Source organism: Hydrogenophaga sp. RAC07 (assembly GCF_001713375.1).
GTDB lineage: Bacteria > Pseudomonadota > Gammaproteobacteria > Burkholderiales > Burkholderiaceae_C > Hydrogenophaga.
In genome coordinates this window covers 2,115,668-2,129,056 of record NZ_CP016449.1, presented here as the reverse complement: position 1 = coordinate 2,129,056, position 13,389 = coordinate 2,115,668, and the positions used below count along the sequence as shown (strand labels likewise).

Below are 13,389 nucleotides of genomic sequence, written 5' to 3'. Positions count from 1 at the left end.
CACATGCTCATCGGACGCTGGCTGAGTGCCGTCGCCTTGCTCTGCTGGGCCGGCGCATTGCACGCGGCGGGCCTGCAGGTGACCGACGACCGCGGCGTTGTGGTGTCGCTGCCGCAGTCGCCGCAGCGCATCGTCTCGCTCTTGCCATCGCTCACCGAGACGGTGTGCGAACTCGGTCAGTGCCACCGGCTGGTGGGCGTGGACCGGTATTCCAACCACCCTGCGTCGGTGCGCGCGCTGCCCAAGGCGGGCGGCGGCATCGATCCCAACATCGAAGCCATCGTGGCGCTCAAACCCGACGTGGTGCTGATGGCCACGTCGTCGCGCGGTGTGCAGCGGCTCGAAGCGCTGGGTCTGAAGGTGCTGGCGATGGAGCCCAAGAGCTCGGCCGACGCGCAACGTGTCATGGGCAAGCTGGGCCAGTTGCTGGAAGTGCCCGATGCCCAGCGCATCTGGCGCGCCATCGACGCCGGCGTGATGGCGGCGGCGCAGTCGTTGCCGCCCGGAGCACGTTCGCTGCGCGTGTACTACGAGGTCAGCGCGGGTGGTTACGCCGCCGGCACGCAGTCGTTCATTGGCGAACTGATGGCGCGCCTGGGCGTGCAGAACATCGTCACACCCGATCTCGGCCCGTTTCCGCGCATCAACCCCGAGTACGTGGTGCGCGCCAACCCCGACCTGATCATGATCGGCGCCCGCAACGTGCATGGCATGGCGCAGCGCCCGGGCTGGAGCGGCATGCGCGCCCTGCGCGAGCAGCGCGTGTGCGTGTTCACCGCCGAAGAGTCCGACGTGCTGGTGCGCCCGGGCCCGCGCATGGCCGAAGCCGCGCGGGTGATGGCGCGCTGCATCAGCGAAAAGGGGCTCCGGTGAGCGGAGCCCGCCACAGCCTCTGGCTCGCCTGTGCTTTGCTGGTGGCGGCGGCGGCCGTGCTGCTGCTGGGCGCCGGGGTGGGCAGCACCGGGTTTGACAGCGTGCTGAACGCGCACAACGACCCGGTGGCCTGGCAGATCCTGTGGGACATCCGTTTGCCGCGCACGCTGGGCGCCTGGGTGGCCGGTGGGTTGCTGGGCCTGGCCGGTGCGGTGGCACAGGGCCTGTTTCGCAACCCGCTGGCCGATCCGTACCTGCTGGGCAGTGCCTCGGGCGCGGCGCTTGGTGTGGCGCTGGCGCTGGCCTTGTTCGGCACCTCACCGTTTGCCACCCAGTGGCTGGTGCGCCTGGGACTCACCAGCGCCGCGTTCGCCGGCGCGGTGCTCGGCGTGGTGCTCACGCTGGCCCTGGCCAAGGGCGTTCAGCACACGCTGCGCCTGCTGCTGGCCGGCGTGATCGTGGGTGTGGTGCTGGGCGCCGGGCGCGATCTGGTCACCATCGCTTCGCCCGACACCTTGCAGGCCATGCAGGGCTTCATGCTGGGCAGCACCGGTTTTGTGGGCTGGGCGGCGTGCGGCGTGATGGCGGCCATGTTGCTGGTGGCCGTGCTGGTGGCGGCCTCGCTGGGCCGTGTGCTCGACGGTCTGGCCCTGGGCGAATCCACGGCGCTGAGCCTGGGCCTGCCCCTGGGCGCCGTGCGCGGCGTGCTGGTGGCGGTGCTGGCGCTGGCCACCGGCGCGGCCGTGGCGCAGACCGGTTTGATCGCTTTCGTGGGCCTGGCCTCGCCGCATCTGGTGCGCTCCATCGTCAAGACCACGCACGCCCGGCTGCTGGTGCTGAGCGCCTTGATGGGCGGCCTGCTGCTGATGGCCGCCGACGTGTTGGCGCGCTGGATCATCGCGCCGCAGGAACTGCCCGTGGGCGTGCTCACCGCGGTGCTGGGTGGCAGCTATTTGTTGTGGCTGATGCACCGGCGCCGCCGGCCGGGGAGTGCGCTGTGAAGCACGCTCTTCACACCACCGGGATTGGTGTGTCGCTGGGCGGCACGCCGGTGCTGCACAGCGTCGATGTGGCTTTTGAAGCTTCGCGCTGGACCAGCGTGGTCGGGCCCAACGGCGCCGGCAAGTCCACCCTGCTCAAGGTGCTGGCCGGACTGCTGCCGCACAGCGGCCAGGTGCAGCTGATGGACCGGCCCTTGGGCCAATGGCGCGGCCGCGAACGTGCGCGCTGCCTGGCCTGGCTGGGGCAGGGCGAGCAGGGCGCGGACGACCTCAGCGTGTGGGACGTGGCCATGCTCGGGCGCCTGCCGCACCAGCCCTGGCTGGTGCCGCCTTCGCACGCCGACCGCGTGGCCGTGGAGCAGGCCTTGCGCGCCACCCAGGCGTGGGACTGGCGCGAACGGCCGCTGGGCGCTCTCTCGGGCGGTGAACGCCAGCGTGTGCTGCTGGCGCGCCTGCTCGCGGTGGACGCCGACGTGCTGCTGATGGACGAACCCCTGGCCAACCTCGACCCACCGCACCAGGCCGACTGGCTGCTGCTGGTGCGCGAGCTGGTGGCGCAGGGCAAGACGGTGGTGAGCGTGCTGCACGAGATCGGCATGGCGCTGCATGCCGACCAGATGGTGGTGATGGCGCAAGGCCGCGTGGTGCACCAGGGCGCTTGCGCGGACCCCGTGACCCACCTGGCGCTGGAAGACGTTTTTGACCACCGCATCGCCATCCACCCGCTGGGCGACCAGTGGGTGGCACTGCCCCGTTGAATTTTTGGAGACTGTTGATGCAGATCGAATCCCCCCCCACCGACAAACGCTACGAGAAGCCCGAGGGTGAACGCCGCGGCCTGGTGATCGTGCACACCGGTGATGGCAAGGGCAAAAGCACCGCTGCCTTCGGGCTTGCGCTGCGGGCGTTTGGCCGCACCCACGTGCATGGCAAGCTGGTGAAGATCTTCCAGTTCATGAAGGTCCCTTCGGCGCGTTTTGGTGAGCACCGCATCTTCGAGCAACTCGGTTTGCCCATTGAAGGACTTGGGGACGGTTTCAGCTGGAAGAGCCAGGATCTGGAGCATTCGGCCCAGCTGGCGCGCGACGGCTGGCAGAAAGCACGCGCGGCTATCCTCGGGGGTGAATATTTCATGGTCACGCTCGACGAGCTGACCTACCCGCTGATCTATGGCTGGCTGCCGCTCGACGACGTGTTGCAGACCTTGCGTGAGCGCCCGCGCCATGTGCACGTGGTCATCACCGGGCGGCGCTGCCCGCCCGAGATCATCGAGTTGGCCGACACCGTGACCGAGATGACCCTGGTGAAACACGCGTTCAAGGCGGGCATTCCCGCCCAGCGCGGCATTGAAGATTGAACTTGTTCCCGAAAGAAGAGAGCCATGACCACGACCACCCTGAACGAACAACCTGTGCGCCTCGTGCCACGCCCCTCCGCGGCTCCCGCCACCACCGAACGCTGGTCGGTCGACGATGTGGCCGCGCTGTTCGACCTGCCGTTCTCCGAGCTGATCCACCGCGCGCAGACCGTGCACCGCGAGCACTTCGACCCGACCGAAGTCGAGCTCGCCACCTTGTTGTCGGTGAAGACCGGCGGCTGCCCCGAGGACTGCGGCTACTGCCCGCAGTCGGTGCATTTCGACACCGGTCTGGAAGCCGGCAAGCTCATGGGCGTGGCCGCCGTGCGCGAGGCCGCGCAGCGCGCGAAGCAGGCAGGCGCAACCCGCTTCTGCATGGGCGCGGCCTGGCGCGCGCCGAAGGACCGCGACGTGGACGCCGTGGCCGAACTCGTGCGCGCCGTGAAGGAAGAAGGCCTGGAGGCGTGCGCCACGCTGGGCATGCTCAATGACGGCCATGCCGAAACCCTGCGCGATGCCGGCCTGGATTACTACAACCACAACCTGGACAGCGCGCCTGATTTTTACGGCGAAGTGATCACCACGCGCGACTACCAGGACCGCCTGGACACGCTGGAGCGCGTGCGCGGCGCGGGCGTGAAGGTCTGCTGCGGCGGCATCGTGGGCATGGGCGAGTCGCGCCGCCAGCGCGCCGCGCTCGTGGCCCAGCTCGCCAACCTTGCGCCCGACTACCCGGAGTCGGTGCCGATCAACAACCTGGTGAAGGTGCAGGGCACGCCGCTGGCGGACCAGCCCGACCTGGACCTGCTGGAGTTCGTGCGCACCATCGCCGTGGCGCGCATCACCATGCCGCGCGCCCGCGTGCGCCTCTCGGCCGGACGCCAGCAGATGAGCGAGGCGGTGCAGGCCCTGTGTTTCCTGGGCGGCGCCAACTCCATCTTTTACGGTGAGAAGCTGCTCACCACCGGCAACCCCGACGTGGCGGCCGACATGAACCTGTTGGCCAAGCTGGGCATGCAGGCGCGCCGCGCCTGAGGTTACTGCGATGTCCGTCAACGAAGCCTGGCGCCAGCGCAGCCTCGCGGCGGTGTGGCACCCGTGCACGCAGATGAAGCTGCACGCGCCCGACGGCGCGGCCTTGCCGCTGATTCCCGTGGCGCGGGCCGAGGGCGTGTGGCTGCACGACCACGAAGGCCGGCGCTACCTCGATGCGATCAGCTCCTGGTGGGTCAACCTGTTCGGGCACAACCACCCCGCCATCCGCGCCGCGCTGGTCGACCAGCTCAACACGCTGGACCACGTGATGCTCGCCGGCTTCACCCACGCGCCGGTGGTGGAGCTGTCGGAGCGCCTGTCAGCGCTCACCGGCCTGGGCCACGCGTTCTATGGCAGCGACGGCGCGAGCGCCACCGAGATCGCGCTCAAGATGAGCGCACACCATTGGCGCAACGCCGGACGCGCGCGCAAGAACCGTTTCGTCGGTGTGGCCGGGGGCTACCACGGCGAGACCGTGGGCGCGCTGGCCGTGACCGACATCGCGCTGTTTCGCGAGGCCTACGCGCCGCTGGTGCGCCTGGGCGCCACCGTGCCCAGTCCCGATGCCCGCGCGGCCGCGCCCGGTGAATCAAACGCCGACGTGGCCGAGCGTGCGGCGGCGGCGCTGGCCGACTGGCTGGCCGAACACCACGAGGACACGGCCGCCCTCATCGTCGAGCCGCTGGTGCAGTGCGCCGCCGGCATGGCCATGCACGACGTCGTGTACCTGCGGCGCGCGCGCGAACTCTGCGACCGCTACCAGGTGCACCTGGTGCTCGACGAGATCGCGGTCGGCTTTGGACGCACCGGCACGCTGTTCGCGCACCAGCAGGCCGGCATCCGGCCCGACTTCCTGTGCCTGTCCAAGGGCCTGACCGGCGGCACGCTGCCGCTGTCGGTGGTGCTCACCACCGACGAGGTCTACGCCGCCTTCTTTGATGACCAGGTTGCGCGCGGTTTCCTGCATTCGCACAGCTACACCGGCAACCCGCTGGCCTGCCGTGCGGCCCTGGCCACGCTGGACCTGTTCGACCAGACCGACGCGCTGCGGCACAACGTGGCCACCGGCGAGCGTCTGGCCGCGCAGTTTGCGCCCCTGTCTGCCCACCCGCGTGTGCGCCACGCGCGCCGCTCCGGAATGATCTTCGCGTGGGACGTGTCCAGCAGCCTGCCCGACTTCGCCCGCCGATACGCACGCCATGCGCTCGACCAAGGTCTGCTGCTGCGGCCCATCGGCCACACGCTGTACGCCATGCCGCCGTATGTGATCGACGAAGCCGAGGGGGCCTTTCTGGCCACGGGCGCGCTCGCCGCGCTGCAGGCCACGCTGGCCGAAGAAGAGCCGTTCATCGCGCTCGCGCTGGACGGGGTCTGCGATGGCGTTTGACGGTTGCTTCGTCACCGGCACCGACACCGGCGTGGGCAAGACGCTGGTGAGTGCGGCGCTCTTGCGCGCGCTGGCGCAGCACCACCGACGCGTGGTCGGCATGAAGCCGGTGGCGGCGGGCCTGATCGATCACCAGGGGCAATGGATCAGCGAGGACGTGTTGGCGCTGCGCGAAGCCTCCAGCGTGGCCGTGCCCGCCGAATTCGACAACCCGGTGGCCCTGCCCGATGCCATGGCGCCGCACCTCGCGGCCGAGCGCGCCGGGCGATCCGTGGCCGTGGCCGACCTGTTGATCGCACACCGCGCGCTGAAAGAGCATGCGGACGTGGTGGTGGTCGAAGGAGCCGGCGGCTGGCGTGTGCCGGTCAACGAGCGCGAAACCCTGGCCGATCTCGCCAAAGCCATCGGCGCGCCCGTGGTGCTGGTGGTGGGCGTGCGCCTGGGGTGCTTGAACCACGCCCTGCTGAGCGCCGAAGCCATCCGCGCCGACGGTCTGCAACTGGCCGGCTGGGTGGCCAACGCCATCGACCCCGACATGGCCTGTCGCGACGAAAACATCGACACCCTGCGCCGCTGGTTGCCAGCGCCCCTGCTGGGCAGCGTGCCCTGGCACACACCCACCCCCCGGCCCGGCGAGATCGCACTGGACCTGCCCGCGGCCTGGCGGTAGAGGAAACACGATGAGCTGGTTGAACGAATTCGATGACCGCCTGGCCGCGCTGGACGCCCAGGCGCTACGCCGCCGCCGGCGCGAGGTGGTGCCGGCGCAGGGCGCCCGGCTCTTGGTCGATGGCGAATCCCTGCTGGCCTTCTGCAGCAACGACTACCTGGGTCTGTCGCAGGCGCCCGCGCTGCGCGAAGCGGTGCACGCCGCGGTGGACCGCTACGGCGTGGGGGCGGGCGCGTCGCCCATGGTCAGTGGCCACAGCGTGGCCAACGCGGCGCTGGAGCGCGAACTGGCCGAGGCCGTGGGCCTGCCGCGCGCGCTGTACTTTTACGCCGGCTATGCCACCAACGCGAGCATGGTGCCCGCGCTGGTGGGCGAGGGTGATGCCTTGTTTTCCGACGCGCTCAACCACGCCTGCCTGATCGATGGTGCCCGGCTGTCCAAAGCCCTGGTGCACCGCTACCGACATGCCGATCTGCCGCAACTCGACGCGCTGCTGGCGGCCTGCCCGGCCCGCCGCAAGCTGGTGATCAGCGACGCCGTGTTCAGCATGGACGGCGACATCGCCGACATCGCGGGCCTGCACGCGTTGTGCGAGCGGCACGACGCGCTGCTCTTGCTGGACGACGCTCACGGTTTCGGCGTGCTCGGCCCGCAAGGCCGCGGCGCGCTGGCCGCCACCGGCCTCACCGGGGCACACGCCTCGCCGCGGGTGCTCTACATGGCCACGCTGGGCAAGGCCCTGGGCGTGGCCGGCGCCTTTGTGGCCGGGCCCGATCGGCTGGTGGAGTGGTTGCTGCAGAAAACCCGCAGCTACACCTACGCCACCGCGGCACCAGCCCTGCTGGCCGAGGCGGTGCGCGCCAGCCTGCGCTGCGTGCTGGGGGTCGATGGCGAGCACCGGCGCCAGCATTTGCAGGCGTGCATCGCACAGCTGCGCGATGGCCTGGCGCCCGGCGCCGATGCCGCGGTTGATGCCGCCGGCTGGACCCTGATGCCCTCGGACACGGCCATCCAGCCCCTGGTGATCGGCGACAACGCCGCCGCGCTGGCGGTGATGACGGCCCTGCGCGAACAGGGCTTGTGGGTTCCGGCGATCCGCCCGCCCACCGTGCCGGCGGGCACGGCGCGGCTGCGCATTGCGCTGTCGGCTGCGCATCAGCCCGAGGATGTGGACACGCTGTTGCGCGCGCTGCGCAGCGCGGCCCGCGCCTTGGGCATGCGACCTGCCACCGCATCGATGGCGCCGGTCGAGGCCTGACCACCATGCTCGAACCCCTCTTGCCGGCCATTGCCGCACCGCTCGCGGTGCTGGTGGCGCTCGCGCTGGACCGTGCGCTGGGTGAACCGCCCGCGCGCTGGCACCCGGTGGTGGCCATGGGGCGGTACCTGGACTTCATGGGTTCGCGCGTGGCACCCGCGGTGGACGCCCCGCCGCACGCCGCGCGCGCCTTCGTCGGGGGTGCGCTGGCCTGGAGCTTCGGTGCGGTGCTGGTGGTGGTCCTTGCGATCGTGCTGGTGGGCGCCATGGCCGGCTGGCTGTGGTGGGCGCAGGCGCTGGTGCTTGGTGTCCTGCTCAAACCCCTGCTGGCCTGGCGCATGTTGCGAGACGAGGTGAGGGCAGTGGAAGCCGCGCTGATGGAGTCGCTGCCGGCCGGGCGGGCACGACTGGCCTGGCTGGTGAGCCGCGACGTGAGCGCGCTCGAAGCCGCGCAGGTGCGCGAAAGCGCCATCGAATCGCTGGCCGAAAACCTCAACGATTCGGTGGTGGCACCCCTGTTCTGGTTTGCCATCGCCGGTCTGCCGGGTGCTGCGCTCTACCGCTTTGCCAACACGGCCGACGCCATGTGGGGTTACCGTGGCGAGCGTGGCGGTCGCGACTGGACCTGGGCTGGCAAGTGGGCCGCGCGCGCCGACGACGTGTTGTCGTGGCTGCCCGCGCGCCTCACCGGCGCCTTGCTGGGCCTGTTGGGTGCGGCGAGCGGCATGCACACGCTGGCGGCGCAAGCGCGGCGCACCCCGTCGCCCAACAGCGGCTGGCCCATGGCTGCGATGGCGCTGGCGCTGGACGTGCGGCTGGGCAAACCCGGCGTGTATGAACTGCATGGTGCGGGTCGCAGCCCGCAGGCCGCCGACACCGCGCAGGCGCTGCGGCTGGCCGGCCGCGTGGTGTCCCTGCTCACGGTGGCTGCGGTGCTGTGGGGCGTGCTGGCCTGGAGGTATGCGCCATGACGATCACACACGGCGGGCCCGACGCCCAGGGTGTTCCCCGGTGGGACTTCTCCACCAACGTCAACGCCTGTGGTCCCTGTCCGAGCGCGCTCAACGCTGTGCAGCAGGCGGATGCGCGCCATTACCCCGACCCCGCGTACACGGCCCTGCGCGAATCCCTCGCCGCGTTTCATGCGGTGGACGCTGCGCGCATCGTGCTGGCCGGCAGCGCGAGCGAATTCATCGGCCGCTTCACCGCCTGGGTGGCGCGCGAAGGCGGACAGCAGGTCTGGCTGCCGGCACTGGCCTATGGCGACTACGCCCACGCCGCGCAAGCCTGGCAGTTCGAGGTCGTGCACGACCCGGCGCGTGCCCAGCTGGCCTGGTTGTGCGAGCCTTCGAGCCCGCTGGGCCAGGCCGAGCCGATGGCGCAGCGTGTGGCGGCGTCGGGTGCGCCCGTGGTGCTGGACCGCGCCTACGAACCGCTGCGCCTGAGCGGGCGCTGCAGCCTGGACCCCGCCACGCTGCAAGGCGTGTGGCAACTCTGGACACCCAACAAGGCGATGGGCCTCACGGGGGTGCGCGGTGCGTATGCCATCGCGCCCGAGCGCGCCGGGGCCGAGGCGCGTGCGCTGGACCAGCTCGCGCCCTCGTGGCCCCTGGGCGCGCACGCCGTGGCGCTGCTGGGAGCCTGGGTATCACCCGCCGCGCAAGACTGGCTGGCGCTGAGCCTGCAGACCTTGCGCGGCTGGAAGCGTGAACAGCTGGACCTGCTGGCCGAGTTGGGCTGGCAGGCATTGCCCAGCGAAGCGAACTATGTCTGCGCCGCGCCGCGGCGCCCGCTCGACGCGCCGGCCCTGCGCGCGACCGGCATCAAGCTGCGCGACACCACGTCGTTCGGCCTGCCGAGCCACTGGCGCCTGGGTGTGCTGCCGCCCGAAGCGCAGCGGGCCTTGGGTCAGGCACTGGCCCACGCAGAGGTGATGCAATGACCGCGCGTTGTGTGATGGTGCTGGGCACCACCAGCGGCGCCGGCAAGAGCTGGCTCACCACCGCGCTGTGCCGGCATTACGCGCGGCAGGGCCTCAAGGTCGCTCCGTTCAAGGCTCAAAACATGAGCAACAACGCAAGGGTGGTGGCCGGTGGTGAGATCGGCTCTGCCCAGTACTTCCAGTCGCTCGCCGCGCGCGCCGAACCCGAGGTGCGCATGAACCCGCTGCTGCTCAAGCCCGAGGCCGATACGCGCAGCCAGGTGGTGTTGATGGGACAGGTGAACGAAGCGCTTTCCAGCATGCCGTGGCGCGGCCGCAGCCTGCACGTGTGGCCGCAGATCGCCGCCGCGCTTGAAGCCCTGATGGCGGAGAACGACGTGGTGGTGATCGAGGGTGCGGGTTCGCCGGCCGAGATCAACCTGCACGCCAGCGACATCGTGAACATGCGCGTGGCGCTGCACGCAAACGCGCGCTGCCTGCTCGTGAGCGACATCGACCGCGGCGGCGCCTTCGCCCACCTTTACGGCACCTGGGCGCTGTTGCCCGAAGAAGAGCGCGCGCTGATCCACGGCTTCGTGCTCAACAAGTTCCGCGGTGACGCCAGCCTGCTGGCACCCGCGCCGCAGATGCTGCAGGACCTGACCGGTGTGCCCACGGTGGCCACGCTGCCGATGTGGTGGCAGCACGGCCTGCCCGAAGAAGATGGCGTCTTCGATGACAGGACACGCGCTTCGGGCACCGTGAGCAAGACGGTGGCGGTCATTGCCTACCCCCGCATCAGCAACCTCGACGAATTCCAGCCACTCAAGAACGTGCCGGGCGTGCGCCTGGTCTGGGCGCGCGCACCGGCCGACTGCGCCGGCGCCGACTGGCTCGTGCTGCCCGGCAGCAAGGCCACCGCCGCCGACCTGGCCTGGCTGCGCACGCAGGGGCTGGACCGCGCGATCGCCGCACACGCCGCGCAGGGCGGGGCGGTGCTGGGCGTGTGCGGCGGACTGCAGATGCTGGGCGAGGCGCTGATCGACACGCACGGCATCGACGGCAACGCACCCGGTCTCGGCCTGCTGCCGCTGGTGACGCAGTTCGATCTGCAAAAGACCGTGCGCCACACCCACACCACGTTCGGCACCCTGCATGGCGCGTGGACCGCGCTCTCGGGTGTGGCCGCTGCCGGCTACGAGATCCACCACGGCCAGACCGCCCAGCATCCCGCCATGGCGGCGGGTGGCGACATCGCGCGAGAAGTGCTGCCCAACGGCCTGGGCTGGCAGAACGCGGCGGGCAACGTGCTCGGCGTCTACCTGCACGGCTTGTTTGAAGACCCGCGCGTGCTGCACGCGCTGTTCGGCGCCACCGCACCCACGCTGGACACCGTGTTCAACGGCCTGGCCGATTTCATCAAAACCCACTTCGAGCCCGGCGTGCTCGATCAACTCATCGCACCATGAACACGAACATTGCCGACATCTCCCAACCCGAACTCGCCCGAGCCTTGCAGCGCGCGCTGGACAACAAGACCAAGCCGCTGGGCTCGCTTGGCCGCATTGAAGCGCTGGCGCAGCGCATCGGCCTGATTCTCGGCACCACGGCGCCCGAGCTGCGGTCGCCACAAATGCTGGTGTGCGCGGGCGACCACGGGCTGGCCGCGCGCGGTGTGTCGGCGTATCCCAGCGACGTGACCTGGCAGATGGTGGAGAACTTTCTGGCCGGCGGCGCGGCGGTGAGCGTGCTCGCGCGCCAGCACGGCATCGGCCTCACGGTGGTGGACTGCGGCGTGAAGCACGACTTCGCTGAACGCGACGGACTGGTCATCCGCAAGATCGCACACGGCACGGCCGACGCGCTCGAAGGCCCGGCCATGAGCGCGGAGCAGTGCGCGCAGGCCATCAACAACGGCCGCGAGGTGTTGCAGGGCCTGCCGGGCAACGCCTTGCTGCTCGGTGAAATGGGCATTGGCAACACCTCGGCCGCGTCCATGCTGCTCGCGCGCCTGGTCGGGTTGGACGTGGCCGAGGTCACCGGTGCCGGCACGGGGCTCGATGCGTCGGCCGTCCAGCGCAAGATCGGCATCCTGGGCGATGTGCTCGCGCGTCACGCCGACGCGAAGACGCCACTGGACGCGCTCGCGGCCTTCGGTGGTTTCGAGATCGCCACGCTGGTGGGCGCCGTGCTGCAGGCCGCGGAGGAGCGGCGCGTGATCGTGGTCGACGGCTTCATCGCGACGTCTGCCGTGCTGGTGGCTGCGCACATGCAACCGCACGTGTTGCAGCGCTGTGTGTTCTCGCACCGCTCGGGCGAGCGTGGCCATGTGTTGATGCTCGCCCACCTCAAGGCGCAGCCGCTGCTGGACCTGGGCCTGCGCCTGGGCGAAGGCTCGGGCGCAGCACTGGCCTGGCCGCTGCTGGTGAGCGCGTGTGCGTTGCTGCGCGAGATGGCGAGCTTCGAGGCGGCGGGTGTGTCGCGCAGCGACGAGGCAGCTCCAGCGCGCGCATGACGCAGTTCGTCCGTCATTTCCTGTTGGCCCTGCAGTTCTTCACCCGCATCCCGGTGACAGGGCGCCTGGCCGACTGGGTGGGCTTCAGTCCCGCCATGCTGCGCGCCAGCGCCGCGCATTTCCCGGGTGTGGGCTGGATCGTGGGTGTGCTCACGGCGGCGGTGTTGTGGGGTCTGCTGCTGGCCCTGCCGCCAGTGCCCGCAGCGCCCTGGGTGGCGGCGATTGCCAGCACTGTGTTCGGCGTGCTGCTCACCGGCGCCTTTCACGAGGACGGGCTGGCCGATCTGGCCGACGGGCTGGGCGGCAGCATGGACCGCGGCCGGGCGTTGGAGATCATGAAGGACTCGCGCATCGGCAGCTATGGCGCGATCGCGCTGGTGCTGGTGGTGCTCGCCAAGGTAGCGCTGCTCGCGCTGCTGGCGCAAACGGACGCCTGGCTCGCGGTGGTGGCGCTGTTCGCTGCCCATGTCACCTCGCGCACGGCGCCGTTGTTCGTGATCCGCACGTTGCCGCACGTGGGGGACACACCGCAGTCCAAAAGCAAACCGCTGGCCGAGAGTCTGTCGAATGGCGCGCTGGCTGCGGGCCTGCTGTGGTGGGCGCTGGCCATGGTGCTCGTGGTGTGGCTGCTGCCTGATGTGCCGTGGGCACAGGCCGTGCTCGGCGCCGCGATCGGCCTGGCCTGGATGTGGCGCTTGCTGCAGCGCCGGCTGCAAGGCTTCACTGGCGATGGCCTGGGCGCCACGCAACAGGTGAGCGAAGTGCTGTTCTACCTGGGCCTGGCCCTTGCGCTCTCATGAAACTCTGGCTGCTGCGCCACGCGCGCGTGTTGCTGCCCGACGGCCTGTGTTACGGCTCGAGCGACGTGCCGGCCGACGCCGTGCTCACGCGCGAGGCCGCAAACGCCTTTGCCCCACTGCCGCCACCGGGCACGCCGGTGTGGGTGTCGGGCCTGTTGCGCGCGCAGCAGATGGTCAGCGCGCTGCAGGCCGCGCGGCCCGAACTGGGCGCAGCGCGAATGGACACACGGCTGAACGAAATGGACTTTGGCGCCTGGGAGTTGCAGCGCTGGGACAGCATGCCGCGAAGCGCGTTTGATGAGTGGATGGCCGACTTCGCGCACCACCGCTTTGGTGGCGTCGAGAGCACGCAGATGCTGCTCTACCGTGTGGCCGCCGCGCTGGACGACGTGCGGTCTGCGACCAGCACCGACGTCGTGTGGGTCACGCACGCCGGCGTGATCCGCGCGGTGCGCCACATCGTGGCCACGGGCGGCGCCCACATCGGTGATGCTGCCCAGTGGCCCAAGGACGCGCCCGAGCCGGGTGGCTGGACCTCGCTGTCTTTCTGAAACATCCCCCCACCACCACAC

The 13,389-nt window shown here is 70.4% G+C and carries 14 protein-coding genes; all 14 read left to right on the top strand.

The annotated features are described in order from the left end of the window. The first annotated feature begins 3 nt into the window (after positions 1-3). Genes BSY239_RS09975 through BSY239_RS09910 form a run of 14 tightly spaced genes read left to right on the top strand, consistent with a single transcriptional unit; the run spans position 4 to position 13,368 of the window. Positions 4-873: an ABC transporter substrate-binding protein gene (locus BSY239_RS09975; RefSeq protein WP_069046720.1), complete on the top strand. Its 870-nt coding sequence runs from the start codon at positions 4-6 to the stop codon at positions 871-873. Next, complete coding sequence (locus tag BSY239_RS09970; RefSeq protein ID WP_069046719.1) at positions 870-1,874, top strand: FecCD family ABC transporter permease; 1,005 nt, start codon at positions 870-872, stop codon at positions 1,872-1,874. The genes BSY239_RS09975 and BSY239_RS09970 overlap by 4 nt, the downstream gene beginning before the upstream one ends. Further along, entirely contained in the window at positions 1,871-2,632 is a 762-nt protein-coding gene (locus BSY239_RS09965) for an ABC transporter ATP-binding protein (protein ID WP_069046718.1), read from the top strand. The genes BSY239_RS09970 and BSY239_RS09965 overlap by 4 nt, the downstream gene beginning before the upstream one ends. Positions 2,633-2,649: 17 nt before the next feature. Then, on the top strand, positions 2,650-3,231 hold the full coding sequence (cobO, locus tag BSY239_RS09960) for a cob(I)yrinic acid a,c-diamide adenosyltransferase (RefSeq protein ID WP_069046717.1): 582 nt from the start codon (positions 2,650-2,652) through the stop codon (positions 3,229-3,231). Between the two features lie 39 nt (positions 3,232-3,270). Beyond that, the gene (gene bioB, locus BSY239_RS09955; protein WP_442905803.1) at positions 3,271-4,266 is read left to right on the top strand and encodes a biotin synthase BioB; all 996 of its coding nucleotides are present in this window, start codon (positions 3,271-3,273) and stop codon (positions 4,264-4,266) included. 10 nt (positions 4,267-4,276) lie between these two features. Beyond that, positions 4,277-5,653, top strand: a complete 1,377-nt coding sequence (gene bioA, locus BSY239_RS09950; RefSeq protein WP_069046716.1) for an adenosylmethionine--8-amino-7-oxononanoate transaminase — start codon at positions 4,277-4,279, stop codon at positions 5,651-5,653. Then, entirely contained in the window at positions 5,643-6,323 is a 681-nt protein-coding gene (gene bioD / locus BSY239_RS09945) for a dethiobiotin synthase (protein WP_069046715.1), read from the top strand. The genes bioA and bioD overlap by 11 nt, the downstream gene beginning before the upstream one ends. Before the next feature lie 10 nt (positions 6,324-6,333). After that, a complete protein-coding gene (locus BSY239_RS09940) occupies positions 6,334-7,581 on the top strand; it encodes an aminotransferase class I/II-fold pyridoxal phosphate-dependent enzyme (RefSeq protein ID WP_069046714.1) in 1,248 nt (415 codons plus the stop codon). 5 nt (positions 7,582-7,586) lie between these two features. After that, on the top strand, positions 7,587-8,552 hold the full coding sequence (gene cbiB, locus BSY239_RS09935) for an adenosylcobinamide-phosphate synthase CbiB (RefSeq protein ID WP_069046713.1): 966 nt from the start codon (positions 7,587-7,589) through the stop codon (positions 8,550-8,552). Continuing rightward, positions 8,549-9,523 carry an aminotransferase class I/II-fold pyridoxal phosphate-dependent enzyme gene (locus BSY239_RS09930; protein ID WP_069046712.1) on the top strand — a complete coding sequence of 325 codons (975 nt, stop codon included), beginning with the start codon at positions 8,549-8,551 and terminating at the stop codon, positions 9,521-9,523. The genes cbiB and BSY239_RS09930 overlap by 4 nt, the downstream gene beginning before the upstream one ends. Beyond that, positions 9,520-10,971: a cobyric acid synthase gene (locus BSY239_RS09925; RefSeq protein ID WP_069046711.1), complete on the top strand. Its 1,452-nt coding sequence runs from the start codon at positions 9,520-9,522 to the stop codon at positions 10,969-10,971. The genes BSY239_RS09930 and BSY239_RS09925 overlap by 4 nt, the downstream gene beginning before the upstream one ends. Beyond that, positions 10,968-12,017: a nicotinate-nucleotide--dimethylbenzimidazole phosphoribosyltransferase gene (cobT, locus tag BSY239_RS09920; RefSeq protein ID WP_069046710.1), complete on the top strand. Its 1,050-nt coding sequence runs from the start codon at positions 10,968-10,970 to the stop codon at positions 12,015-12,017. The genes BSY239_RS09925 and cobT overlap by 4 nt, the downstream gene beginning before the upstream one ends. Continuing rightward, positions 12,014-12,817, top strand: coding sequence for an adenosylcobinamide-GDP ribazoletransferase (locus BSY239_RS09915; protein ID WP_069046709.1), 804 nt, complete (start codon positions 12,014-12,016; stop codon positions 12,815-12,817). The genes cobT and BSY239_RS09915 overlap by 4 nt, the downstream gene beginning before the upstream one ends. Continuing rightward, positions 12,814-13,368, top strand: coding sequence for a histidine phosphatase family protein (locus BSY239_RS09910; protein WP_069046708.1), 555 nt, complete (start codon positions 12,814-12,816; stop codon positions 13,366-13,368). The genes BSY239_RS09915 and BSY239_RS09910 overlap by 4 nt, the downstream gene beginning before the upstream one ends. Positions 13,369-13,389: the final 21 nt, after the last annotated feature.

What these genes read in the sequence shown, in the direction of transcription:
- BSY239_RS09975 (WP_069046720.1), top strand. Translation starts at nt 4, where the DNA reads ATGCTCATCGGACGCTGGCTGAGTGCCGTCGCCTTGCTCTGCTGGGCC.
- cobO (WP_069046717.1), top strand. Translation starts at nt 2,650, where the DNA reads ATGCAGATCGAATCCCCCCCCACCGACAAACGCTACGAGAAGCCCGAG.
- bioA (WP_069046716.1), top strand. Translation starts at nt 4,277, where the DNA reads ATGTCCGTCAACGAAGCCTGGCGCCAGCGCAGCCTCGCGGCGGTGTGG.
- bioD (WP_069046715.1), top strand. Translation starts at nt 5,643, where the DNA reads ATGGCGTTTGACGGTTGCTTCGTCACCGGCACCGACACCGGCGTGGGC.
- BSY239_RS09940 (WP_069046714.1), top strand. Translation starts at nt 6,334, where the DNA reads ATGAGCTGGTTGAACGAATTCGATGACCGCCTGGCCGCGCTGGACGCC.
- cbiB (WP_069046713.1), top strand. Translation starts at nt 7,587, where the DNA reads ATGCTCGAACCCCTCTTGCCGGCCATTGCCGCACCGCTCGCGGTGCTG.
- BSY239_RS09930 (WP_069046712.1), top strand. Translation starts at nt 8,549, where the DNA reads ATGACGATCACACACGGCGGGCCCGACGCCCAGGGTGTTCCCCGGTGG.
- BSY239_RS09925 (WP_069046711.1), top strand. Translation starts at nt 9,520, where the DNA reads ATGACCGCGCGTTGTGTGATGGTGCTGGGCACCACCAGCGGCGCCGGC.
- cobT (WP_069046710.1), top strand. Translation starts at nt 10,968, where the DNA reads ATGAACACGAACATTGCCGACATCTCCCAACCCGAACTCGCCCGAGCC.
- BSY239_RS09915 (WP_069046709.1), top strand. Translation starts at nt 12,014, where the DNA reads ATGACGCAGTTCGTCCGTCATTTCCTGTTGGCCCTGCAGTTCTTCACC.
- BSY239_RS09910 (WP_069046708.1), top strand. Translation starts at nt 12,814, where the DNA reads ATGAAACTCTGGCTGCTGCGCCACGCGCGCGTGTTGCTGCCCGACGGC.